Origin of the sequence: Erysipelatoclostridium sp. DFI.2.3, from assembly GCF_019132535.1 — a bacterium.
Classification (GTDB): Bacteria; Bacillota_I; Bacilli_A; order Erysipelotrichales; family Erysipelotrichaceae; genus Clostridium_AQ; species Clostridium_AQ innocuum.
In genome coordinates, this window is the sequence record NZ_JAHOOJ010000003.1 from 221,072 (window position 1) to 243,370 (window position 22,299).

Consider the following 22,299-nt stretch of genomic DNA (forward strand, 5'->3'; position numbering starts at 1 on the left):
TGTGCATAGACCCAAATTACATTAGAATATTCCAATCAGTACACCGAGCGCACATACAGCAGCCAGAATCAGTATGATTTTTACTGCGGATACCTTTTTGTTAAGAAGATATACAGAGAGCAGAACCATACTCAATGGCAGTATGTTTTTTAATATCACATCCAGCACATCCGCCTGCAAGGCAATCTTGCTTCCCTTCCCCAGAACAAATTCAAGCGGTGAGCTCAGCGTAACATAGCTGGCAGCCAGTGCCCCAAGTGTAATTCCACCCAATGTGGAGGTCATAGTTGTAATCCAGTTCAGCTTACCACTGGAGAAAATTTCCTGAATACCTTCTTTTCCTGTATGATAAGATTTCTTAAGGAGCCAGATGGCAAACGGCCAAACGATCGCTACCAGAATACCCTCTAAAAGGAAAGGCGCAATCAGATTACCTGTCTGACCGATACTGATACAAAAGGCAGTAACGATTGGCGCAATGGTACCGGCACGAACGGAATCTCCCAAGCCTGCCAGCGGTCCCATCAGACCTGTTTTTAAAGAATTGATTGCTTCATCGCTGATAGGTGCTCCATTGGCACGCTCCTCCTCCAGCGCCAGTGTAATACCGTGAATCGCAAGACCGCAATAAGGCTCAGAGTTATAAAATTGCATATGCCGCTTACAGGCAGCTGTCAGCTCTTCCGGATTATCCCCATACAGCTTCACCAGCACCGGAGATATGGCATAGAAGAAACCGGGAGCCTGCAGCCGCTCATAGCTGACACTCGCTTCCTGAAAAAACACCCATCTCCACCAGACCTTCATGAGGTCTTTATTGGTAATTCTCTTTTCCTGTTTTACTTCATTCCTTATTTCTTCCATGATTATTCACCTGTCCTTTTTGAAGATAGATCCGTATAGAAATAGGCAATGATGATTGCAAACAATGCTACAACGATCATTGAGAATCCCTGATAGGTCACCATCAGGAAACCCAGCAGAAAGAATAGAATAACCGATTTCTTGGACATCAGCATACGCAATGTCATCCCGATACCAACAGCAGGCAGCACACCCCCGATGACCTCCAGCATATGAAGTGGCATACCGGATAGTGAATCAATTGCGGTTTTTGCAACATCTGCACCAAAGTATACGACCAGTGCCACCGGAATGGTCATCAAAAACGCAGTCGTAATCTGTGGCGGCCATACATGCAGAAAGTTCATCCGTTTCACATCACCGGTTTCCGCTGCCTTATCCATCATGTGAACAAAGATACAGTTTTTCGTCATGTGTACCGTCCAAAGCAGATTTCCCAAAAGACCAATCGGTACCGCCATGGATACTGCAACCTCCGGAGAAGCACCACTGGCAAGAGCCAGAGCTGTGCCCACGATACCTGCAAGCGCAGAGTCAGTCGGCATCGTACTGCCGACCATGATCACGCCGATAAACGGAAGATTGATAGCAGAACCGATGATCAAGCCCTGCACAGGATCCCCCATAATCAAACCGACAATCGCCCCGTTTACCAGCGGCTGACGGACATAATTCCCCATGAATGCTGTCAGCCATGGCGTACCACTCTGACACAGGAAGTATAAAAACCCAATCAGAATCGCCTGAATTACATTTATATGCATACGTATTCCTTACGGCTGTTAGCTATACAGTATACAGCCGTTTCTCCTTTCGTTTCAAATAATTTATTGTATTAAAGATATTTCCCTAACTCCTCAGCCTTTTCCGTAGGAACGACCTGTACCTTCATCATCAGCTCCATCTTCCGAAGCTCTCGAAAAACCTCACGTTCCTCATCAGAAGCGGCAATATTTTTATAAAGCTTGCTTCTTCCGGCTTTCATCCCCATACCCCCGACATTGAGATATTCCAGCTTTACGCCGTTGTTCAGCAAAGTTAGAATTACCTGCGGTGTTTTGACCAGAATCAGAATTTTCTCCCCTTTTCCATCCTCCTTTAGATAGGCTGCAGCATCTGTATCATTGAATACCTTCAGGGAAATCGTTGATGGTATTAGTGATTTCATCATCATGACCACAAAGGTATCCTTGCAAAGCTCGTTGTCGATAATAACAACCTCATTGGCATCACACTGCTTCAGCCAGGCAGTCATGACCTGTCCGTGTATCAGACGGTCATCAATTCTTGCAAATACAATTTGTTTCATAATTCTTCTCCTTTACGTTGTGCAAATTCTTCCATTCCCACGATTGACTTACAGCAGCGTGTCCAGAGGAATCCCTTTTTCTTCCGGAACAATCTGTATTTTTACCGATATACCGCTGTGATAAAGCTTTTTTAATACTTCCAGTTCTTCATCCGATGCACATATATTCTTGTATAGTACCTTTCGGTTTTCCCTTGCCCCCATACCGCCGATGATGATTTCATGAAGCTCGATGCCTCCCTCCAGCAACAGATAAAAGGTTTGCGGATATTTTGCCAGTAAAACAAGTCCGGCACCGTCATAATCTCGTAGATATGCAATTCCTGCTTTTGTATCCAGCACCTGTATCTGAATACCTCTTGGTACCACCATAGTGATAAAGGAACGGATGAAGGTGTCGTGATAGGTTTCATCATCGATAATCAGAATATTTTTTGATTTTACAAAGCGTACCCAGGATGTCATCACCTGGCCGTGAATCAGTCTGTCATCAATTCGTGCCAATAGAATATTGCTCATAACGCTTCTCCTTTTACTGAATCATATCAGTATTAGAAACCTTGGCGAATTCTTCGAAAAACTCCTGAATTCCTTCCTTTCCGGCATTCTGTGCCATACGACTGATTGCATCAAGACCAAGGTCCTGCATGCGTCCGCTTAAGGCTTCCAGAATCATTGGCAGATTAGCGCCTGACATAATTCGGTATTCATGTTTTCCCTGCAGAGCACGATAGCTCATTGTCGCCTGGTTATAAGGACTTGCCAGCAGCAGATCACAGAATACGACCACACCGTCACCATCATCCAGCTCGACGATTTTATCAGTGAGTTCTTTTCCGAAGACATCGATGCTGGTTTCGTGCAGAATGGAAATCGTATCAATACGTTCCTGTTTTCCCGCAATCAGCTCAATGCTGTCAAGAATTCCTCTGGCAAAGCCTCCATGGGTTGCAATTAAAAATCCAACCATGCTTCCTCCTGACTAAAGTAATCAATTACTTTGTATATTCCTATGTGTTCTATAGCACGATGCAAGATAGCAAGCGTCCGATCAAGAAAGCGATTACATCTGCTACACTCATAGTTTAATCATCTCCTTTTCCGCTGTCAAACTGCTCAGCTTTTACACAAAAATGGAATGTGTGGTCGTGAAAGTACTGTTATTTTTGCATGCATTTTATCATCCGTAATTACTGTGTAATCATAATACAGGTAAAGGACACATAAAGAAAACAGAGGAACACATACCTTCTTCATGTGTGTGCTTTAACAGGAAGCAATCTACACTATTTTTCTTTTCAAAAAGCAAAAGTCTGCAAAAAAAAACGGGAAATTCCCGTCGCATTCTATGATTTATTATCTCTACCTTATATTCTGATGAAACCGATCCGGCAGCTCTTCTGCCTCATGTGCTTCCTGCAGCATTTCCACATATGCCGCAAAGGCCCGTTCAGCAGACTGATAGATACCGCTCTTTCGGATGATATTCGCCGGGTATGCCCCCTCGATCAGCCAGTATTCATTCCCTGTATCACTCTCCAGAAGCCATACCTCGCTATCGCCCGCTTCATCCGCAAAGCTTTCCACATACATGATGCTCTCCACAGTCTCCGGCTTCAAAATCCCTTCCGCATAGCTGCGCAGCTGTTCCTTCTTCACTGTTTCATTCATAAACGCTTCCCTCTTTCCTTAGTTTCTGTTATCTTATGATCTCTGCTTATGCCAGATACTGCAATGCATATCCCACAAAGACAGCCAGTGACAGCAGCATGGCATCCTCATCAATATCAAACTGTGCATGATGATGCGGCATTCCGGTATGACACGATTGAGAATTTCTGGAGCCGATAAACGCATAACAGCCCGGCACATGTGCCAGATAATCGGCAAAATCATCCGCCTGCATCATTTTCTCCTGATTATGTATTACCCTATCCTTACCAACCACTGCCTGTGCAACCGGTGTGAGTTCTTCAACTACCTGATTGTCATTGATCAGGGGTGCCGCAAAATCCCGGAATTCCACCTGAGCACTACCACCGTATAAGGAAGCTGTCTGATGTGCAATCTCACATACCCGCTGATTGATATAGGCTCTTGTCCGGGATGAAAAGCTGCGTGTTGTCCCCTCCAGCAGCGCTTCCTTTGCCACAATATTATACTGCGTTCCGGCATGCAGCGTACCGATTCCGACAACCGCAGTATCCAGCGGAGACAGGGAACGCGATACGATGGACTGCAGATTTATCACGATTTGTGATGCGATATACAGCGCATCAACGCCCTTTTGCGGAGTGGACACATGTGCCCCTTTTCCCTGCACAACGATACGGAAATAATCACAGCTTGCATTGATTGGTCCCGGTGTCAGAGAGATTGTCCCGACATCCAGACTGCTGCACATATGGGCTCCAAAGATACGATCTGCCCCATCCAGACATCCTTCCCCGATAAAGGTGCGTGCCCCCTGGCCGATTTCCTCTCCCGGCTGAAAAAAGAAACGGATTTCACCGGCGAATTCATGCCTTCGCTCCTGCAGCAGCTTCACCGCATGCAGCAGTACCGCTGTATGGGCATCATGGCCGCACGCATGTGCATACCCGAAATTCACACTGCGATAGCTTTTATCCAGCAAATCCTCCATGGACAAAGCGTCCATATCCGCACGCAAAACAAGAACCTTTCCACTTCCTTTTTCTCCGCTTATGCTGGCAAAAACCCCGGTTTCTCTGATTCGGCGGTGTGCAACGCCAATCCGCGTCAGCTCCTCCTCTATTTTTGCGGCTGTCTCATATTCCTTCATGCTTGGCTCCGGATGCATATGAAACCAGCGGCGAAGTGCAATCAAAGACTCCTGCTCTTTTTTTATCCACGTATCTATCTGCATACCTGCCTCCTGTAATCTTTTGCTTTCTGTCATTTAATCGACTGTCGAACGTGCTTCCGGCTGTTCTGTACAGCGAAGAAGCCGTCTTGCGTGATAAAGCTTATCGGAGTTCTTTTCCTTCTGAATTATAAACGTATGATGGAAAAATGGCAAGTCGTGATTCTGCACAAGCGCATCAAACAATACTGTATCTTTCCCTATACGCTCGCGTTGCAAAGGCTTCCGCAGGAGCATTTATTCCACAATGCCAGCTAAAAATGCGTGTGCAACATGGCTTTCCACACGTAAAGCCAATGCAGCGAACGCATAAAAAACGATTTATATTTGTATAATTACGCAGGAATGTTAAAATAAAGAAAAGGATGATTATCATGAAAAAACAGCTACGCACGTATCCTAAACCATACATCTATACCCTGTATTCACCATATGCACCGCATGAGGCGCTTCTCTTTTACAAACGGGACCGCCGGAAACAGCATTCCCGGTGAAAACTACGATTATGAGCAGGATACGCCCCTTTTTTATGATTGTTCTCATCATCCTGAGCTCCTCATTCTTCCTTTCCTTTATCAACCGCTATGATAACAAATATTACAATGTACAGGCTCCAGTAAAAAACGGACAGCTTTTAAGCAATCAGCTGAGGCTGGAGGATAATGCACTGTATTCTCTGGTGGATAACTGGCTGTTTTATCCACACATCTACCGCAATGCAACAGCCAATCAGGATGCCAGAGGTGTCTATACCTACCTTGGCCAGTACCCGGATTTCTCCATGCGTTATGCTGCACGCTCCCCTTACGGTGTATCCAGCTATCAGCTGAGCATTCCGGCGACAGAAAGCGGACAGACGATATCCATCTATTTTCCTGAAATCGATATTGCCTCTGAAATATGGCTGGATGATACACTGGTTGCTTCCAATGGCAATGTGAAAACAGCTCCCATCAAGGCCCGCATACAAAATACCGTCATTACCTTTTCCACAGAAAAAACACATACCCTTTATGTCATTGCGGCAAACGACACGCATTATTACAGCGGTATGTATTATCCATGCATATTATCCACCCCGCAGGGGATACAGAGCATGATTCTGCGAAAAGTCTTATTTTACGGATTCCTTGTATTTTCCTCTTTGAGCATTGGATTGTATTCCCTGAATTTATGGATCAGAAACCGCAGAGACAGCGTTTCCCGTTGCTTTGCGACAGCCACCCTTGCCTTTTCTCTGTTTGCATCCAGAGAGCTACTCCGTATGTCTGGAATCTCTCATGTGACCATATTTTATGCCTTCATGGACGCGGCTTATTTTCTTATGATGTATAAGATTCTGGAAATCAATACTCTGCTTTCTCCTTTATCCAAGAAAAATCTGATTACCAGAGGAATGCGACTGCTTTCCATCGGTATGTGTATCCTGCCCTTTGCCAACCTGTTTATGCTCGGCAAAAATGCGGATGCCCTGCTTGCATATGGCTGGATCGTAGACGGCTTTAAATACATCAGTGTGCTTTATATTTTGTATACCACGCTGTATGGAAGCCGATACCGACGCATGGAGCTATGGCTGCTGGGAGCGAATACCTTTTATATTTTCGGTATTCTCTACACGCTGCTTGGCGTAAATCTCTTTGAACCCCTTTGCTATGGATGGCCGAATGACTATTTTTCCTTTTTCATTGTACTGTCTCTGGCAGCCCTCATGATTCAGCGCAGTGAACAGATGGCAAGGGAAAACGAACGGCTGACTATTCATTTACAGGAAACCGTAGAACAGCGAACGGAACAGCTGCACACACTGTTAAGTGAAAGAAAGGCCATGCTGGCAGAATTTGCCCATGATCTGAAAGCTCCCCTCAGCAGTATGCAATCCTTTATCGAGCTGATCCGTATGCAGGATACCCTGATTGATGATGAGGTTGATGGGTATTTGAAAATACTGGAACGAAAGGGAGCTGAATTACAAAATCGAATGACCGTCCTACAGAAATTCTCCTCTATGGATAAGGGGAGTCAGGATAAGCATGTTCTCGATCTGACACAGTTTCTGAAGCAGTTTCATGATTTTAACAAGGCAGATTGTGATGCGGCGGGAATCTACTTTCTGTATCTCTCTGCCAGGGAGCCCTGTCCTGTATTTGCGGATGAGAAGCAGCTAACGCGTTCGCTTGAAAACCTGCTGTACAATGCCTTATCCTTCACGGAGATGGAAGGAACCATCACCCTGTCCCTTTCCACAGAGGACTGCAATGCGCATATCGTTGTGGAGGATACCGGCTGTGGAATTGCACCGGACAGACAGGAACAGATTTTCCACAAGGGTGTATCTCTGCGGGAGGATTCCACAGAGCGCGGTCTTGGTCTTTACATCACCAAAAGTATAATTGCCGAGCATAACGGCTCCATCTGGGTGGAGTCTGACGGTGAGCACGGCTCTGCCTTTCATATCCTGCTTCCGCTTGCCTACAGCAACCTTCAAGAATCTGTCAAACCATAAGGCAGAGACTGGGTATGTGTGACTTTTCTGTTATAATAAAGTCAACGTTTGAAGAATGATTACAATACACAGAAAGGAATGAACGCATATGAAATGGTACGAAAAGCAGAAAAAGCTGTATACACAGAATCAGGAGGAACAAAAAAACACCCCTTTTGGGGACCGTGCATCTATAAGGGGGAACGACGCAGTCGACCATGCAGCTTTATCGGCTGCTGTGCAGGAGTCTTTAAAGAGTCAAAACGAGCAGCTGCAAACCGGAAAAAACGATGAGGCAGAGAGTTTTAAAAGCAAAGAAACCACGGTTATTCAGGAGCACACAACCTTACAGGGAGATATGAATACGGAAGACAATATCACCATACATGGTGTTTTCATTGGAAATATCAGCTGTGGCGGCGATCTGACGATCAGCGGCAGCGTGAAGGGAAATATAAGCTGTAAGAATGCTGTTATACAGCAGGCCAAAATAGAAGGGGATATCGTGTGTGATACACATCTTGAAATCAGTCAGGGCTCCTGTGTCCACGGCAATGTGAACGCCAAGCAAATACTCTGCGGCGGTCAGATCATCGGGGATACCCGAATCGAGGGGAAATCCCAGTTTCTGGCATCCTCTGCGATTTCCGGTGACATTCAGACGCAGTGTCTGGAGGTGGAATGCGGCGCCGTGCTGCAGGGAAATCTTCAGGTACAAGCTTCCTGTTCTGCGTAACCATGACCCGGCTCATAATCGTTAAGCAGACAGTATTATCTATCGGAAACAACAGCTGACATGAAGTCATAAAGCGACTGCCCTGCCTATCGTAAAACGTAAGCCGTCATCAATATCAGCCTGAGGCTAGTACGCACAGCGTAGCAATCAAAGCTCGTAAAAGACACGATGTTTATGAATATTTGATATAAGCACAGCGCTTTGTTTCCATATCAAGACCACAGTAGATAACCACAGCCAAATTAAAACATCGTGTTTGTTTCTGAAACGTACACGATGTTTTTTCATCCTGAAACAGGTGGTTCCACGAACTTATAGCCCTTGCCCCAGACGGTCTGAATAAACATATGATCCCCCCAGGCCTCCTCCAGCTTTTTACGAAGATTGGCGATATGTACCTGCACTGTATGTGTGGAATTCATATCCGGCATCTTCCATACCCGCTGGTAGATTTCCGATATGGTATACACATGCTCCGGTGTCTGTGCCAGCAGCACCAGGATATCGAATTCCGACATGGTTAACGGAACCCTGTTATCCTGAATCTGTATGGTTCTTGCATCCAGATTGATTCGGAGTGGGAAAAAATTCAAAATCTTCTGTCTGGAGGGTATTTGATAATACTGCCGTATCCTTGCCTGTATGCGAAGATACAGCTCTTCCAGAGAAAACGGTTTGGTAATATAATCATCCGCTCCCATCAGAAATCCATTTTTCAAATCCTCCTGTGAGGAAAGATTCGTCAAAAACACGATGGGTACAGAGCTGAAGCTGCGTATTTTCCGACACAGATCAAACCCGCTTTCCCCCTTAAGAAGCACGTCCAGAACGATACAGTCTATCGTTTCCTGTTTCAGCACCCGAAGACCCTTTGAACCGCCGGTGGCAGTAAATACATCCTCATTGTTCTTCTGCAGATACTGCTCTGCAGCAATCAGTACATCTTTATCATCATCAATGATAAGAATCTTACTCATGATCCATCCTCCATGTCATTCTTATTGTATATTGTATCAGAAAAGTGAATGACAAAACATGGAAAACCGGATGGCTTGAAACTTTCTTGAACATTTAGGAAATTCGAAAAAAGGCTTTGGCATTGTCATAGAATACCTTTTGAAGTGCTTCTTCATCCAGACCGCTGACGATCACCTTCTGCATTTCCACGGACGGATGATGAAACGGGCCATCAGTGCCGAACAGGATACGATCTGCACCGACACTCTCGTATGCCTCTTTGATTTTTGTATGCATCGGCATACCGCTCATTTCCAGATACAGATTCGCATAGCGACGAGCCATTTTCAGGCTTGCGTCGATATACACACCGTGTCCGTGTCCCATATGAATCATCATCACCTTGACATTGGGAAAGCGCTCTGCGAGAAGCGCAATACTCCAGGGAAGGGAATAGGGTGGATGTCCGCAGTGAATACAGACAGGAACCTGATAGTGCTCTGCCATCTCCATGACAGGATCAACACATACATCGTCCGCCACAAAGGCATGCCTGAGCGGATTCAGCTTTACTGCCTGAAAGCCTTTCTCCAGATACTGCTTCAGCAGCTGTGTGCAGTTTTCCTTGAGCGGGTTAACATACACAGCACCAGCAAAACGATCCGGCCATTCGCTGATTGCCCGGTATACGGCCTCATTATTTTGGGAACAGATAACCGTTTTCTCAATCTCATACATATCCATCAGCTCGAGAAGCTGTTGTGGAGTCGCCGCTACATTTGCCCAGCCGCCGATTTCACCGATATGCGCATGTGCATCTATTTTTTTCATATACGTTTCTCCTCAAAAAATGAAAGCATCTCCGTGCGGGACAGCATCGCAGACAGTACCGTAAAAAGGACGAGTCCGATGACTGTCTGCATACAGATTCTCGCAACAGAGGCGATTGCAGGTACAACCCCGGTCAGGGGTATTTTAACAAGTGTATAAGCAATAATCTGAAAAACGCCTCCCGTTCCCGCTGCGATCAGTCTGTTTTTTAATCGTGATTTCTCCAGTAAAAGTCCCATGATCCAGCCCATGGCATATTTTATAAAAAAGGTTGGCAGCACCCAGACAGCGGCACCGCTTAGCAAATCGGATAAAGCACCACCAAGGCCCCCGGCCAACGCCCCATGTTTTCTCCCCAGAACCATCACCCCCAGAAAAATCATACAGTCCCCCATATGCGTGTACCCTCCGGTTGCCGGATTGGGTATCTTTATAATATAGGTTGCGGTAAATATCAAAGCTGTCATAAGTGCTGTCATTGCCAGCTCCTTTGTCTTTTCATGCTGCATACAAGCTCTCCTCTCTATGAAATTGTATACATTCTACCATTAAACTGTATATTGAAAAATGAACAGTTTTACAAAAATAAAAGATAACAGTTTTATTAGCATAAGAGATAGATTTATTTGCATTCGATAAAAGCTATCCACTCATTAAGGGCAGCTGTTTTCAATATGTTTCATCAATGGGAAAAGCATGCCCATTTCCTTACAGTATAAACATATAAGATACCTGCAGGTTTACAGTACGTTTCAGCATATAAGGTAATTGTGTTTGAAATCACACCACGATTGTATGCTTCTTGTCAGAGAATGCACGATTTACACCGCATATGAAAAAGCGATTTCCCATTGCATCAAGAGAAGGAAATCGCCTTTCATTATTTTTTACAGTGAACATTTTCTTATTTAAAGGATTCGTTATTTTCAATAAAATTTATAAATGCCCTGCACTGCTCTGCCAGAAAGGGCTCGCTTTCTTTTAAAACCAGTTTCCCGTCTGTCACCTGTTCCAGTGCATTTGGTATCGTAAGCCGCGGCACATTCATAACCCTCATATTGAGAAAGCTCAACAGGGTGACCAGCTGATCCTGTGCAATCAGCGTACCGGACATGCCGGGTGTAATACCGCTTACGGCTGCCGGCTTTCCATTTAAAACCCGCTTCTGTGCTTCATCCGGACGGGACATCCAATCCAGAAAATTTTTTAATACCCCGGAAATGCCATGATTGTATTCCGGTGAAAAGAACCATATGCCATCCGCCTCCTGAAGCTGCGCACGCAGGCGCTGTACAGCAGCAGGTGCCGGAAACTCAATATCCTCATTCATAAAAGGTAGATCCTGATAATCGAGTATTTCAAATACAAGCTCGTCACCGCAAAGAGCTGCGGCTGCTTCTGCCAGCTGACGGTTCAGGGATGCTTTGCGAAGAGAACCGACCACAGCTGCAATTTTTATTTTTTTCATAAGCTGCCTTCTTTCTATATCTGTATTCTAGTCCTGCGTGATGGAAAGTACAAGATATATGCCTGAAATCCTTTTATTCTCGCTTCAGTATATGCGATGATTTTATTTATATGCGTATTCCTCAAATATGACATAGTATTGTCATATTATGTCTGATACAATGGAGTCAGAAAGGAGGGATCACATGCAGATACAGAGAATGTTTGAAATCGTCTATATCCTTTTACAGAAACGAAGAGTAACTGCCAAGGAGCTCGCAGAGCATTTTGAAGTCAGCACGCGTACGATTTACCGTGATCTTGACGCACTTTCCATGGCGGGAATACCGCTGTACACCAATAAGGGACATCAGGGTGGTATATTTTTGATGGAGGATTATGTACTCCACCGTTCCATGTTCAGTGAAGAGGAACAGCAAAAGCTGATGGCTGCATTGCAGAGCTATCATATTGCAGACCCGCAGGATGTGGATTCCCTGCTTACAAAATTAAGCTCCACCTTTTCCGCAAAGCTGACCAACTGGATTGATGTTGACTTTGTGGACTGGGGATCCGACCACAGTGCCAATCGCAAATTCCTTCTGTTGAAGGATGCGATTCTTGATAAACAGAGGATACAGTTTTCCTATCATTCCTCCTATGGTGCCAGCTCGACAAGAACGGTTGAACCATTGCAGCTGCTGTTTAAGGGGTCCGCATGGTATCTGATCGGCTACTGTACAGAGAAACAGGCACAGCGTTATTTCAAGCTGAACCGCATGGAGAACCTGCATAACACAAAGGAACATTTTGAGCGGGAGCTGGATACATCCAGTCTGCCGCATGATCAGAATGAATATAAGAAGGATTTGATCCATCTGGTTCTGGAAATGAAGGAAAATGTCGCCTATCGCATCTTCGATGAATATGATTCCTCCTGCTTCCGGCGAAGAGAGGATGGAAGCTTTCTTGTTACCATTGATTTTCCAAAAAGCGAATGGATATACGGGTATCTCATGTCCTTTGGAGATTCCCTACGCATCCTGGAGCCTGTGGATATACGGGATGAGGTTATCAATAGAATGCGACATGCAGTCAAGCAGTATGAGTAATATGACATACTGATGTCCTATATGGTGTGATAGGATATAGAAAAAGGAGATGGAAGCGATGGAAAAGAATATAAAGCTTGACTATAAGAAAAAGTATAAGGACCTCTATCAGCCGAAAATCACGGGTATGCTGATCGATATAGCGGCAATTCCCTTTCTGATGGTGGATGGAAAAGGAAATCCGAATGAGGAGGATGGTGATTACAGCAAGGCGATGCAGTTGCTTTACGGTATCACCTTCACGATCAAAATGAGCAGAAAGGGGACCAAGGCTCTGGAGGGCTATCACGATTATGTGGTGCCGCCGCTGGAGGGACTGTGGGAAATGAAGGGAATCAAGGGAATGGATTATTCCCGTAAGGAGGATTTCCTGTGGACATCCATGCTCCGCCTTCCGGAATATGTAACAGAGGATGTGTTCGCATGGGCATGTGAGGAGTTTCATAAAAAGCACCCGGAGGCAGATATCAACCGAGTACGTATGGAATGGTATGAGGAGGGGCTCTGCGCACAAATACTGCACAAGGGCTCCTATGATGAGGAACCGGCATCCCTAAAGAAGCTGCATACCTTTATTGAAGAAAACGGCTGCTGTGTGGATATCGGCTCAACTGCAGCCAGCGGACAGCTTAGAAAGCATCACGAAATCTATCTGGGAGATCCGAGAAAGTGCAAGCCGGAAAATCTGAAAACGGTACTGCGCATACCGGTAAGAAAACAATAACGGAAACCATCCGTAAAGGAGAAAAAGAGCATGGAATATATACAGCTGACACAGGAAAATTTACAGAAGGAGCACATCTGCTGCAGTATGACAGAGAAAAAAGGGGATCACAGCGTCACGGATAAAAAGGCTTGGCTGAAGGAACGCATGGAGGAGGGGCTTGTATTTTATAAGGCCGATGTACGCGGTAAGGTTTTTATTGAATATATACCGGCTCAAGCCGCATGGTTCCCTATTCAGACAGACAACTGGATGCACATCAACTGTCTGTGGGTTTCCGGAAGCTTTAAGGGCTGCGGCTATTCCGATGAGCTGCTGGAGCACTGCATTGCAGATGCCAAAGCGAAGGGAATGCATGGTCTTACGATTTTATCAGGGAAAAAGAAGCTGCCCTATTTGAGCGATCCCTCGTATCTGAAATATAAAGGCTTCATCCCTGCTGATGAAGCAGGTGAGTATGTTTTGATGCATCTGCCGTTTCATGCGGGTGGAGAGAAGCCGCGCTTTGCGGATGGTGTATTGCGACCGCAGCATCCGGAAAACACCTTTGTATTGTATTATACCGATCAATGTCCGTTTGCCAGTCAGTATGCGCTCAAATTCGCGGAATGGATGAACAGCTGGGGACAGGCCTGTGTTGTTCATCATATAACCACACGGGAAGCTGCCCAGAGCTGTCCGGGACCGGTGAGCGGCTATGCGCTGTTTTATGGAAATACGTATCTGACAAATGAAATCCAGTCGGAGAAAAAGGCTGAAAAGCTTTGGAAAACCTATGGAAGCAAGACTGTGCAGGCTGGATGATATCTTCCTGGTAGGCTGTGAAACAAAACTGGGAACATCCCTGAGCAGAAATGCCGGCATTTCCATGGCATTCTGGAAAAGGTTTAATGAACAGCTGAAAATGTATCATGTGAAGCAGGGAAAGCAGTTTGTGAAATATGCCCTCACCCGGCGCGGATCACAGGGTCTGACCTATGCATGCGCTGTTCCCAGTGCACAGCTGTATCCGGATCACTTTCAGATTTACCGTATTCCCAAAGGGGAGTATCTGTGCGTGGAGCATCATGGTGATATGGCAAAGCTTCCGGAAACCATCGATAGAATATTCAAGCAGGAGCTGAAGGACAGACAGCTGACACCTGCAAAGGGAGCGCTTGTTTATTTCGAAAAGTATGATGAGCGGTTTCACTACCGTCAGGACGCTTCGGTTATTGAGCTATATATTCCACTCGCAGGAAATGCATGCAAGTCCATGGAGGAGATTGAGGCGAAGACAATTTTACAGGGGGGCGGAAATACCATCGGGCAGTTTTCCTGGTTTGGTATGGATTTTAATATGAATCTGTATAAGGGATGCAATCACGGCTGTATCTATTGCGATTCCAGAAGCAGCTGCTATCAGGTACAGGAATTTGACCGGGTACGGAAAAAGAAGAATGAGCTGCTTATTCTGGAGCGTCAGTTAAAGGGGAAACGGAAAAAAGGAGTGATAGGCATCGGTGCCATGTCGGATACCTATAACCCTTTTGAAAAGCAGCAGGAAATTACAAGAGGTGCATTACAGCTGATTGACCGCTATGGATACGGTGTGGGAATCGATACCAAAAGCACTCTGGTGCTGCGCGATCTGGATTTGCTGGCACGCATTGCCTCACATAATCCTGTTATCATCAAGCTGACAATCACCTGTGCGGATGATGCTCTGGGAAAGATGATTGAACCGTATGCCCCAAGCTCAAGTGAACGCTTTCTGGCATTGGAGGAATTGCACAGGGCCGGTATCTATGCGGGGATTTTGATGATGCCCATTCTTCCCTTCATCAATGACACACCGGAAAACATCACCGGTATCGTCGAGCTTGCGGCAAAGCATCATGCGAAATTTATCTACCCTGCATTTGGCATGACTCTGCGGGATAATCAGAGGGATTATTACTACTATCAGCTGGATCATTATTTCCCGGGAAAACGCAGACTGTATGAACAGCGCTATCATAATGTTTACAGCTGTGATTCTCCACATGCCGCAAAGCTGTATAAGCTGTTTCAGACAGAGTGTCGGAAATACGGTATCCGCTACCGTATGAATGATATAATCCGGGGCTATAAAAAGCAGCAGGTTCAGCAGGGGCAGCTGAAGCTGTAGAGCGATACAGATGCTATCTCTACTGCGAATTGAGCAATAAGAGAATTTCATCAGCTCCCTCTATGTCCCCGACGATTGAAATACATGGACAAAGGGAAAACGAATGCTTGAAAAAGAAGATGGGAGGTATTTATGAAGCGACCGGAATTATCAAGAGCCTTAACACCGGAACAGTTTCAGGAAAACTATTATCTAAAGGAGGAGCTGCAGGCGTTTTTAAAGGCATGCGGTGTAACGGCAGCTGGCAGCAAGGCTGATTTAAACGAACGTATCCTTCAGATATTACATGGAAATGCGATATGTTCTGCCGTAAAGCAAAGAAAAGTAAAAAACAACCGCACAGACACGCTGTGTCCCGATTCTATCATTGAGAAAGATCTTGTTTGTTCACAGAAGCACAGAGCATTTTTCAAATCTATGATTGGCGGTAAGTTTTTCTTCCATGTGGAATTTCAGGACTGGCTGAAAACCCACGCAGGACAGACATATCAGGATGCCGTGGATGCATGGTATGCCATACAGGAACAGAAGAAGCATAAAAAAACTGTTATCAGCCCGCAGTTTGAATACAACACATATATTCGAGCCTTCTTTGCGGATAATCCGGGGCGTTCTTTAAAGGAAGCTATTATGTGCTGGAATCATCGAAAAGCCATACCGGGACCGCACGTATATCAAAAAGAGGATCTTCTGGTTTTAAATGAGCAGGAAGATGAAAGATAGCCTAGTTTCATATAAACGTATTTCTGCAATTGCAGTTATGCGTTTTTTCTTTGATGCAGTTATGTTTGACATAAGGCTTACACCCTTTTATTAAATAAGCACATTATTCTCAAAAACTGAGAAATACAGTATATGATACTTATTATAAAAGCATGTAAATTTGATACCAACCTTCTTTATCTCAAAAGACTTTGTATGTAGAATCATGTATATATTAAATTTTCCAAATAAAAAGGATACCTTACGATACCCTATATATACTGATTTTCCTTATGCTACATAGCCGCTATCAGCACCAGCTTAACGATTGATATCCGTAATTTTCACAACACGCGTACCAACACGCTGGGCAAAGACTTCATCATGTGTAATGATGAGAATCGCCATTTCTTTGCTTAAGTCTTTGATAATGGAGGTCACGGAAGCAATGGATTCCACATCCAGCGCACTGGTTGGTTCATCAAAGCACAGAACAGAGGGCTGCAGCATGCAGGCACGGGCTATCGCCACCCGCTGTTTCTGTCCACCGCTCAGAGTGGAGGGATAGGCATGCAGCTTATCACTGATCTGCAGCCGTTCCAGTAATTTCTCTGCCTTTTGAACCGCATCCTCTTTGCTCATCAGCTTATGATAAACGGGAGCCTCAATCAGATTCTGAAGTACATTGCGATGCGGAAACAGCTGGTAGTTCTGAAACACCATGCCGACCTCCTTGCGCAGCGCCTTTTTTGTTTCCTTATCCGCGTAGACACTCCTTCCGTTTTCCTCTTTCAGAAGGTAGCTGTCATTGATGAGAATTTCTCCGCTGTCGGCGGTTTCCAGATCACAGAGACAGCGTAGCAGCGTTGTCTTTCCACTTCCACTCAATCCCATTAAAACAACGATTTCCCTTTCCTTCACATCCAGATCGACATTGCGAAGCACCTGATTATCGTGAAAGGATTTGTATAGATTTCGAATTTGTATACTCATACGGCCACCTCTACTTATAATAGTTCAGCCGTTTTTCCAGATAATTCAATCCGCGGGAAATCGGCATATTCAAGACCAGATAAATCACACCAACATAAATGAAAGGAAGTCCTGTCGCATAGGTACCGGCTGCGATTTTGGCATAATGCAGCAGCTCGTCGATTCCCAGAATGGAAACCAGACAGGTATCCTTCAACAGCGTCAGGCTCTCATTGATAAAGGAAGGAATACAGTTGCGCAGCGCCTGTGGAAGCAGGATATGCAGAAACGTATAGGAGTTGGAATAGCCGAGAAGCTTGGCTGCCTCCTTTTGTCCCTCATCAATGGATTGTATGCCACCACGCAGAATTTCTGTGAAATATGCGGTATAGTTCAGAAGAAATGCCAGTATAGCTGCCGTTGTCCGATCCAGACGGATGCCCAGATAAGGAAGACCGAAATAGACGAACATCAGCTGCAGAAGCAGCGGTGTACCTCTCATGATATAAATATAGAAACGAACGATGGTAGAGACAACCGCATTCCTTGACAGCCTGACATAGACCATGGGAAGTGCCAGAACAAAGGAGCCGACCAGCGTTACCACCCAGAAGAACAGGGTGATCTTCAGCCCTTCTACAAAGGCCGGAAGCAGCTGTATAAAGAAGTCCATAGCTTATTTAAACCAGGTATCCTTGATGTTATCGAAGGTTCCATCGTCCTTTAATTCCTGCATTGCCTTGTTGATATGTTTGCACAGCTCTGTATCATCCTTGCGCATTCCGATTGCATATTCCTCTTTACCGAAGTTTTCATCCAGTACCACATAGTTCACTCCATTATCCTGCTGCTTCATATAGTAACGCGCCAGAGTCTCATCTACAACGATGGCATCGCTTCTTCCGGATTCCAAATCCATGAAACAGTCATTGTTGGTATCAAACTGGGTCGGCTTGCCATCCTTTAAGCCTGCAACAAAGTCCTTATCCTTCATGACCGCATCATACGCACTGGAATTTTTCTGAACTGACAAGGTTTTATCCTTAATGTCCGCCTTTGTCTTGATTCCCGTCTTATCCGTTGTGATAATTATCTGACGGTTTTCCATATATGGATCAGAGAACAGCACCTGCTTTTTACGCTCCTCCGTGATGGAATATCCGTTCCAGATCAAATCAATATTCCCGGACTCCAGCTCTGTTTCCTTTAAATCCCAGTCAATGTTTTGAAACTCAACCTTCTTACCGATTTTCTTTGAAACGGCTTCTGCCAGCTCCACATCAAAGCCGACCAGCTTCCCATCCTTTTTAAATCCCATTGGCGCAAAGGTGTCATCTATACCAATGGTCAGTACCTCCTTGTCATCCCCCTTTGCTGCATCTGATCCACAGGCAGTTAAAGTGAGTGTGCACAGCAGTGCGAGCATTGTTAAAGCTATCCTTTTCATACGTTTTTCCTCCTCAATTTCAAGCGTCTGATGAAAAAAAGCTTCCATCCTCCGGATTTTGTCCAGAGGACGAAAGCTGTTGCTTACGTGGTTCCACCTCAATTTATCAGCTCCTTACGGAAACTGACCTCAGTAAGTGATGATCATGCTCATCGTCATGGAAGCATCACTTTGATCGGTAACGGAATCAACCGGCAGACACTACTATTGTTTCGCATCTGCAGCTCCAAGACGTGTTCCACAGCCAACTCATGATTCCCTTCTCAGCAAACGGGAACTCTCTTTCATGTCTGGACATGTGTACTATTTCTTTTCATCGCTTGTACTGTAGTTACAGTATACGGGATGAAAAATGAAATGTCAATGCATTTTGTAAGAAAATGTAAGAATGTGGTATCTCAATGAAATACATCAGAAAGTATTGAAAGAAAATGTAAAATTATATATTCTGCGATTCCTGCACCTGCCGCTTATACATACAGGTCCCCTCCTTCCAGGTTTCCAGCACCTGAATATTTCGTATCTCCTCCACCGGAATTTCCAGCGGATTTTGATCAAGGACGGCAAAGTCCGCCAGCTTACCTGCTTCCAGCGTTCCCTTTTGATCCTCCTCATGGTACTGCCATGCCGCATACTGCGTAATCGCACGCAGGGCCTCATAAACATCAATACGCTCCTTTTCCCCGAGAAGCACTCCGTTTTTTGTACGGCGAACAGCGGCACACCATACGGATTCCATCAGATTCGGTGCGATAACGGGAGTATCGGTATGCAGGGTGAACACAAGTCCAAGCTGCAACGCATCCCGCAATGGAGAAATCAGCGAAGCCCGCTGTACTCCGAAGTTTTCAATATGCACATCTCCCCAGTGCCATACATGTGCCGCAAAGAAGGAAGGAATCATTTGCAGCGGCTTCATCCGTTCCAGCTGTTCCTTTTGCACAAGCTGTGCGTGAATCATGACAGGACGTAAGGTATCCTTAGCATCCAGCTCTCTTACAATCTTTTCAAACTGTGTCAGATACTGCTCAGCTGCTGCATCACCATTGCAGTGTGCGAGAAGCTGCTGATGCTCCAGCAGACTTTTGCGAATACAGGCAGCCACTTCCTCATCACTCATCGTTCCATATCCGTAATAGTTGGCATCCCCCTGATAAGGTGTTTGCATCCATGCGGTTCGTCCCTGTGGAGAGCCGTCAAGAAACATCTTATATCCGCCGATGCGAAAATGCTTATGATACTGCACTCCCTTCGGCTTGCTTTCCTTTCGCAGTGCCTCACTGTCCCGGATTCCCACATAGCCGACCACATCCTGTTTCAATATATTACGAGCTGCGGCCTCTTTCAATATGGCATATACCGCCGCATTCATCATCCCGTCCTGTATGGTGGTAATTCCATAGCTGGCATATAGCTGCAAAGCATCCTCCAGCAGCCGCATCATCTCCTCGATGGATGGCATCGGCACATGATGCAGAAATGAAGTAAAGGCATTTTCCTCCATATAGCCGTTCAGCATACCATCCGTATTTCGTCCATATCTGCCGCCAACCGGATTGGGTGCATCAGGGGGGATATTGGCCAGCTGCATTGCTGTATATGATGCAACACCCATATGGGAGGATGCATGGGTAATCACGATTGGCCGCCTGCCGACAGCCTTTAGGACATCGGCATCCGGATGCCGGCGCTCCTTAAGCAGCGTATGATCATAGCCGACACCACTCACCCAGTCCTGCTCCTTCAAATGATGCTGCTGTATGAAATCAGTTAGTATGTGCTGAATATCCGCAAAGCTTCTTGCATTGCTTAAATCCGCCTGACGGAATGTATTCGCACAGGATACCAGATGGCTGTGAGCATCTATGATTCCCGGGATGATGACTCTGCCGCCCATATCCACACAATCTGCGGCTTTATATTCTTCCGGTATGTGATCACCGATGTAAACAATACTCCCATGTTCGATGCACATACAGGATGCTGTTTGTCTGTCCTTCATAGTGAGTATACGTGCATTTAAGATTTGTATCATAAAAAACACCTCCTGCTTATAGTGTACCACACGGTATGGATTTCATGAAATCCGGTTTGCCGGCGTAATTGATTCCCCTATGCAATTTATCCTTGGTTCACAGCACTGCCTGCTTTTTCTTAGTCTGCCCTGCCTAACCAGGAACACCACCAAGTCCTTTTCATGCAACACCAACCACAGAAAACTTTCTCTGTTAACAGGTCTTTATGCGTCCCCTCCCTTTCCTATCCGTATTGTTTCCATATACCCTACAAATGCAGATAACCTCCACGATATGGAAACAGTCTGAAAGCATATGAACTTTATATTTATCGTTCTTCTTCCTGTTTATCAAATTATCTTTCTCAATTCCTATGCCGAACACACTAGAAAATGGATTGATGCCTATCAGATGAGAAATGAGGAAGGCGAGATGGAAAGTAAGCGAAGCCTGATGAGGAGGATTTACATTCCGGAGATAAATGCAATTGTTAAGCGCAAGGGATTCGGGAAGCTGAATGACTTTGAACAATTATGCTAGGTTCTGCCCTTCGGGTACCTGTTAAAAATAATGATGAAGATGGTATATTAAAAACAGAGGAAAGGCTGATGAAGAAGGTTATACCCAAAGGGCACCAAGTGGAAACGTACAGAAAATTTCATGATGCAGAATATCTCCGGTCGATAGGGATGGCAACGCAGATACAGGAGCAGCGCGAAAAAAATGCTATTTTGGATAGTTTTGAAGATGGTGTTGAACAGGGAATTAAACAAGGCGTTGAACAGGGAATTAAACAAGGCGTTGAACAGGGAAAAAAGAAGGTGAAAGATTGCTTTTAAATCGACTAATGAAAAGTAAATATCATCAAGACTGCTCAACATGGCTGTGCTCTTTATCAATGGAACAGCTCGATCTTGTATCCAATTTATTATTCACCTGTGATACCTTACAAAAACTGAAAAATCAGCCTGCTGTTCACAAATAATACATATAAAGTACACAATAAAACTGTTTCAAATTCAGGTTCCTTCTTACTTCAGGGTGTATGCAACAGGAGACTTCAACACTATTGTATTTATCAATAGAAGTTAAAGTCTCCCTGTTTTGAGTTTATCCACATTCGAGAAAGAACCCAAATTCATAAAAACAGTTTTTCGACAGTTGCATATAGAAAATAATTGGTGTCTGCTGTTTTTATCAAGGTATAAAGCCTGCATAAATAGAAACAGATGTTCGCGGCACTTAATATTCATTTGTTACATATTCTTTATCAGTAAATTGTTTCATTATGCTGTAATAAAATGAAAATAATTTTGAAAATCTATTGACAAATCATGTAAATCGGCTTTATAATCAAGACTATACATTCGATTGATTCAGGAAGAGTAACAGAACCCTCGGATCCAAAGAGAGCTGATGACGGTGGAAATTCAGCGTGAAGAGATCTTGTGAATGGCCCTGAAGAGAAGCATCGGCGAAAAGTGATGAGTAGCTGATGACGCAATTCCCGCGTTATCTGAGGAAGCAGACATGTTGGTGTTTGTATAAGAGTGTTTTGCATTTGTCTTTTCGCAAAACGTATAGGTGGCTAAACGAAGATCCTTCGTCCTATGATACAGGGCGGAGGTTTTTATTTTTATTCTCACTCTTATACAGTAGCAGGAAA

At 44.9% G+C, this 22,299-nt stretch carries 24 protein-coding genes and 1 other annotated feature; of the genes, 9 read left to right on the forward strand and 15 right to left on the reverse strand.

Features of this window, described 5'->3' with window-relative positions; translation table 11 throughout:
- Positions 1–21 precede the first annotated feature (21 nt).
- The 7 genes from KSZ58_RS04835 to KSZ58_RS04865 form a co-directional block, all read right to left on the reverse strand.
- Entirely contained in the window at positions 22–864 is an 843-nt protein-coding gene (locus tag KSZ58_RS04835) for a PTS system mannose/fructose/sorbose family transporter subunit IID (protein ID WP_009270565.1), read from the reverse strand.
- 2 nt (positions 865–866) lie between these two features.
- Positions 867–1,628: a PTS sugar transporter subunit IIC gene (locus KSZ58_RS04840; protein WP_002605817.1), complete on the reverse strand. Its 762-nt coding sequence runs from the start codon at positions 1,626–1,628 to the stop codon at positions 867–869.
- A gap of 71 nt (positions 1,629–1,699) precedes the next feature.
- Positions 1,700–2,173 (reverse strand): PTS sugar transporter subunit IIB, encoded by a 474-nt coding sequence (locus KSZ58_RS04845; RefSeq protein WP_009270566.1) that lies wholly within the window; start codon positions 2,171–2,173, stop codon positions 1,700–1,702.
- Positions 2,174–2,221: 48 nt separating this feature from the next.
- A complete protein-coding gene (locus KSZ58_RS04850; protein ID WP_008816693.1) occupies positions 2,222–2,692 on the reverse strand; it encodes a PTS sugar transporter subunit IIB in 471 nt (156 codons plus the stop codon).
- 13 nt (positions 2,693–2,705) lie between these two features.
- Complete coding sequence (locus KSZ58_RS04855; RefSeq protein WP_002605820.1) at positions 2,706–3,143, reverse strand: PTS sugar transporter subunit IIA; 438 nt, start codon at positions 3,141–3,143, stop codon at positions 2,706–2,708.
- A gap of 392 nt (positions 3,144–3,535) precedes the next feature.
- Entirely contained in the window at positions 3,536–3,844 is a 309-nt protein-coding gene (locus KSZ58_RS04860) for a hypothetical protein (RefSeq protein WP_008816692.1), read from the reverse strand.
- 46 nt (positions 3,845–3,890) lie between these two features.
- Positions 3,891–5,060: a M20 family metallopeptidase gene (locus KSZ58_RS04865; RefSeq protein WP_008816691.1), complete on the reverse strand. Its 1,170-nt coding sequence runs from the start codon at positions 5,058–5,060 to the stop codon at positions 3,891–3,893.
- A gap of 502 nt (positions 5,061–5,562) precedes the next feature.
- Here KSZ58_RS04865 and KSZ58_RS04870 point away from each other — a divergent pair.
- Positions 5,563–7,563, forward strand: a complete 2,001-nt coding sequence (locus KSZ58_RS04870) for a sensor histidine kinase KdpD (RefSeq protein WP_009588761.1) — start codon at positions 5,563–5,565, stop codon at positions 7,561–7,563.
- An 88-nt stretch (positions 7,564–7,651) separates the two neighbouring features.
- Positions 7,652–8,278: a polymer-forming cytoskeletal protein gene (locus KSZ58_RS04875; RefSeq protein WP_002605824.1), complete on the forward strand. Its 627-nt coding sequence runs from the start codon at positions 7,652–7,654 to the stop codon at positions 8,276–8,278.
- Positions 8,279–8,562: 284 nt separating this feature from the next.
- Here the strand turns inward: KSZ58_RS04875 and KSZ58_RS04880 are convergent, their stop codons facing one another.
- The 4 genes from KSZ58_RS04880 to KSZ58_RS04895 form a co-directional block, all read right to left on the reverse strand.
- Positions 8,563–9,255 carry a response regulator transcription factor gene (locus KSZ58_RS04880; RefSeq protein WP_008816689.1) on the reverse strand — a complete coding sequence of 231 codons (693 nt, stop codon included), beginning with the start codon at positions 9,253–9,255 and terminating at the stop codon, positions 8,563–8,565.
- A gap of 94 nt (positions 9,256–9,349) precedes the next feature.
- Entirely contained in the window at positions 9,350–10,066 is a 717-nt protein-coding gene (locus KSZ58_RS04885; protein ID WP_008816688.1) for an amidohydrolase family protein, read from the reverse strand.
- Entirely contained in the window at positions 10,063–10,575 is a 513-nt protein-coding gene (locus tag KSZ58_RS04890) for an ECF transporter S component (protein ID WP_008816687.1), read from the reverse strand. The genes KSZ58_RS04885 and KSZ58_RS04890 overlap by 4 nt, the downstream gene beginning before the upstream one ends.
- A gap of 395 nt (positions 10,576–10,970) precedes the next feature.
- Entirely contained in the window at positions 10,971–11,534 is a 564-nt protein-coding gene (locus tag KSZ58_RS04895; RefSeq protein ID WP_008816686.1) for an NADPH-dependent FMN reductase, read from the reverse strand.
- Positions 11,535–11,718: 184 nt separating this feature from the next.
- On the opposite strand from KSZ58_RS04895, the gene KSZ58_RS04900 reads away from it, so the two are divergent.
- From KSZ58_RS04900 to KSZ58_RS04920, 5 genes are all read left to right on the forward strand, one after another.
- The gene (locus KSZ58_RS04900) at positions 11,719–12,624 is read left to right on the forward strand and encodes a YafY family protein (RefSeq protein ID WP_008816685.1); all 906 of its coding nucleotides are present in this window, start codon (positions 11,719–11,721) and stop codon (positions 12,622–12,624) included.
- A 58-nt stretch (positions 12,625–12,682) separates the two neighbouring features.
- Positions 12,683–13,348, forward strand: coding sequence for a GyrI-like domain-containing protein (locus KSZ58_RS04905; protein WP_008816684.1), 666 nt, complete (start codon positions 12,683–12,685; stop codon positions 13,346–13,348).
- 30 nt (positions 13,349–13,378) lie between these two features.
- Positions 13,379–14,152: a GNAT family N-acetyltransferase gene (locus tag KSZ58_RS04910; protein WP_008816683.1), complete on the forward strand. Its 774-nt coding sequence runs from the start codon at positions 13,379–13,381 to the stop codon at positions 14,150–14,152.
- Entirely contained in the window at positions 14,124–15,497 is a 1,374-nt protein-coding gene (locus KSZ58_RS04915; RefSeq protein WP_008816682.1) for an effector binding domain-containing protein, read from the forward strand. Before KSZ58_RS04910 ends, KSZ58_RS04915 begins: the two co-directional genes overlap by 29 nt.
- A 132-nt stretch (positions 15,498–15,629) precedes the next feature.
- On the forward strand, positions 15,630–16,220 hold the full coding sequence (locus tag KSZ58_RS04920; RefSeq protein WP_008816681.1) for a DUF6434 domain-containing protein: 591 nt from the start codon (positions 15,630–15,632) through the stop codon (positions 16,218–16,220).
- A 300-nt stretch (positions 16,221–16,520) separates the two neighbouring features.
- Here KSZ58_RS04920 and KSZ58_RS04925 read toward each other — a convergent pair whose 3' ends face one another.
- The 4 genes from KSZ58_RS04925 to KSZ58_RS04940 form a co-directional block, all read right to left on the reverse strand.
- Positions 16,521–17,192: an amino acid ABC transporter ATP-binding protein gene (locus KSZ58_RS04925; protein WP_008816680.1), complete on the reverse strand. Its 672-nt coding sequence runs from the start codon at positions 17,190–17,192 to the stop codon at positions 16,521–16,523.
- Between the two features lie 10 nt (positions 17,193–17,202).
- Positions 17,203–17,844: an amino acid ABC transporter permease gene (locus KSZ58_RS04930; protein ID WP_217752625.1), complete on the reverse strand. Its 642-nt coding sequence runs from the start codon at positions 17,842–17,844 to the stop codon at positions 17,203–17,205.
- Between the two features lie 3 nt (positions 17,845–17,847).
- Positions 17,848–18,618, reverse strand: a complete 771-nt coding sequence (locus KSZ58_RS04935) for an amino acid ABC transporter substrate-binding protein (RefSeq protein ID WP_008816678.1) — start codon at positions 18,616–18,618, stop codon at positions 17,848–17,850.
- A gap of 62 nt (positions 18,619–18,680) precedes the next feature.
- Positions 18,681–18,944, reverse strand: a binding site (T-box leader).
- Between the two features lie 113 nt (positions 18,945–19,057).
- Entirely contained in the window at positions 19,058–20,653 is a 1,596-nt protein-coding gene (locus tag KSZ58_RS04940; protein WP_008816677.1) for an amidohydrolase, read from the reverse strand.
- Between the two features lie 295 nt (positions 20,654–20,948).
- On the opposite strand from KSZ58_RS04940, the gene KSZ58_RS04945 reads away from it, so the two are divergent.
- Positions 20,949–21,173 carry a hypothetical protein gene (locus KSZ58_RS04945; RefSeq protein ID WP_008816676.1) on the forward strand — a complete coding sequence of 75 codons (225 nt, stop codon included), beginning with the start codon at positions 20,949–20,951 and terminating at the stop codon, positions 21,171–21,173.
- Positions 21,167–21,472: a hypothetical protein gene (locus KSZ58_RS04950; protein ID WP_224721007.1), complete on the forward strand. Its 306-nt coding sequence runs from the start codon at positions 21,167–21,169 to the stop codon at positions 21,470–21,472. Before KSZ58_RS04945 ends, KSZ58_RS04950 begins: the two co-directional genes overlap by 7 nt.
- Positions 21,473–22,299: the final 827 nt, after the last annotated feature.

Bases quoted from the DNA above. Each gene is read 5' to 3' on its own strand.
- KSZ58_RS04880 (WP_008816689.1), bottom strand. From the start codon at position 9,255: ATGAGTAAGATTCTTATCATTGATGATGATAAAGATGTACTGATTGCT.
- KSZ58_RS04845 (WP_009270566.1), bottom strand. From the start codon at position 2,173: ATGAAACAAATTGTATTTGCAAGAATTGATGACCGTCTGATACACGGA.
- KSZ58_RS04860 (WP_008816692.1), bottom strand. From the start codon at position 3,844: ATGAATGAAACAGTGAAGAAGGAACAGCTGCGCAGCTATGCGGAAGGG.
- KSZ58_RS04855 (WP_002605820.1), bottom strand. From the start codon at position 3,143: ATGGTTGGATTTTTAATTGCAACCCATGGAGGCTTTGCCAGAGGAATT.
- KSZ58_RS04920 (WP_008816681.1), top strand. From the start codon at position 15,630: ATGAAGCGACCGGAATTATCAAGAGCCTTAACACCGGAACAGTTTCAG.
- KSZ58_RS04915 (WP_008816682.1), top strand. From the start codon at position 14,124: ATGGAAGCAAGACTGTGCAGGCTGGATGATATCTTCCTGGTAGGCTGT.
- KSZ58_RS04840 (WP_002605817.1), bottom strand. From the start codon at position 1,628: ATGCATATAAATGTAATTCAGGCGATTCTGATTGGGTTTTTATACTTC.
- KSZ58_RS04900 (WP_008816685.1), top strand. From the start codon at position 11,719: ATGCAGATACAGAGAATGTTTGAAATCGTCTATATCCTTTTACAGAAA.
- KSZ58_RS04895 (WP_008816686.1), bottom strand. From the start codon at position 11,534: ATGAAAAAAATAAAAATTGCAGCTGTGGTCGGTTCTCTTCGCAAAGCA.
- KSZ58_RS04910 (WP_008816683.1), top strand. From the start codon at position 13,379: ATGGAATATATACAGCTGACACAGGAAAATTTACAGAAGGAGCACATC.
- KSZ58_RS04905 (WP_008816684.1), top strand. From the start codon at position 12,683: ATGGAAAAGAATATAAAGCTTGACTATAAGAAAAAGTATAAGGACCTC.
- KSZ58_RS04870 (WP_009588761.1), top strand. From the start codon at position 5,563: ATGAGCAGGATACGCCCCTTTTTTATGATTGTTCTCATCATCCTGAGC.
- KSZ58_RS04935 (WP_008816678.1), bottom strand. From the start codon at position 18,618: ATGAAAAGGATAGCTTTAACAATGCTCGCACTGCTGTGCACACTCACT.
- KSZ58_RS04945 (WP_008816676.1), top strand. From the start codon at position 20,949: ATGAACTTTATATTTATCGTTCTTCTTCCTGTTTATCAAATTATCTTT.
- KSZ58_RS04940 (WP_008816677.1), bottom strand. From the start codon at position 20,653: ATGATACAAATCTTAAATGCACGTATACTCACTATGAAGGACAGACAA.
- KSZ58_RS04865 (WP_008816691.1), bottom strand. From the start codon at position 5,060: ATGCAGATAGATACGTGGATAAAAAAAGAGCAGGAGTCTTTGATTGCA.
- KSZ58_RS04925 (WP_008816680.1), bottom strand. From the start codon at position 17,192: ATGAGTATACAAATTCGAAATCTATACAAATCCTTTCACGATAATCAG.
- KSZ58_RS04950 (WP_224721007.1), top strand. From the start codon at position 21,167: ATGCTAGGTTCTGCCCTTCGGGTACCTGTTAAAAATAATGATGAAGAT.
- KSZ58_RS04875 (WP_002605824.1), top strand. From the start codon at position 7,652: ATGAAATGGTACGAAAAGCAGAAAAAGCTGTATACACAGAATCAGGAG.
- KSZ58_RS04890 (WP_008816687.1), bottom strand. From the start codon at position 10,575: ATGCAGCATGAAAAGACAAAGGAGCTGGCAATGACAGCACTTATGACA.
- KSZ58_RS04930 (WP_217752625.1), bottom strand. From the start codon at position 17,844: ATGGACTTCTTTATACAGCTGCTTCCGGCCTTTGTAGAAGGGCTGAAG.
- KSZ58_RS04850 (WP_008816693.1), bottom strand. From the start codon at position 2,692: ATGAGCAATATTCTATTGGCACGAATTGATGACAGACTGATTCACGGC.
- KSZ58_RS04835 (WP_009270565.1), bottom strand. From the start codon at position 864: ATGGAAGAAATAAGGAATGAAGTAAAACAGGAAAAGAGAATTACCAAT.
- KSZ58_RS04885 (WP_008816688.1), bottom strand. From the start codon at position 10,066: ATGAAAAAAATAGATGCACATGCGCATATCGGTGAAATCGGCGGCTGG.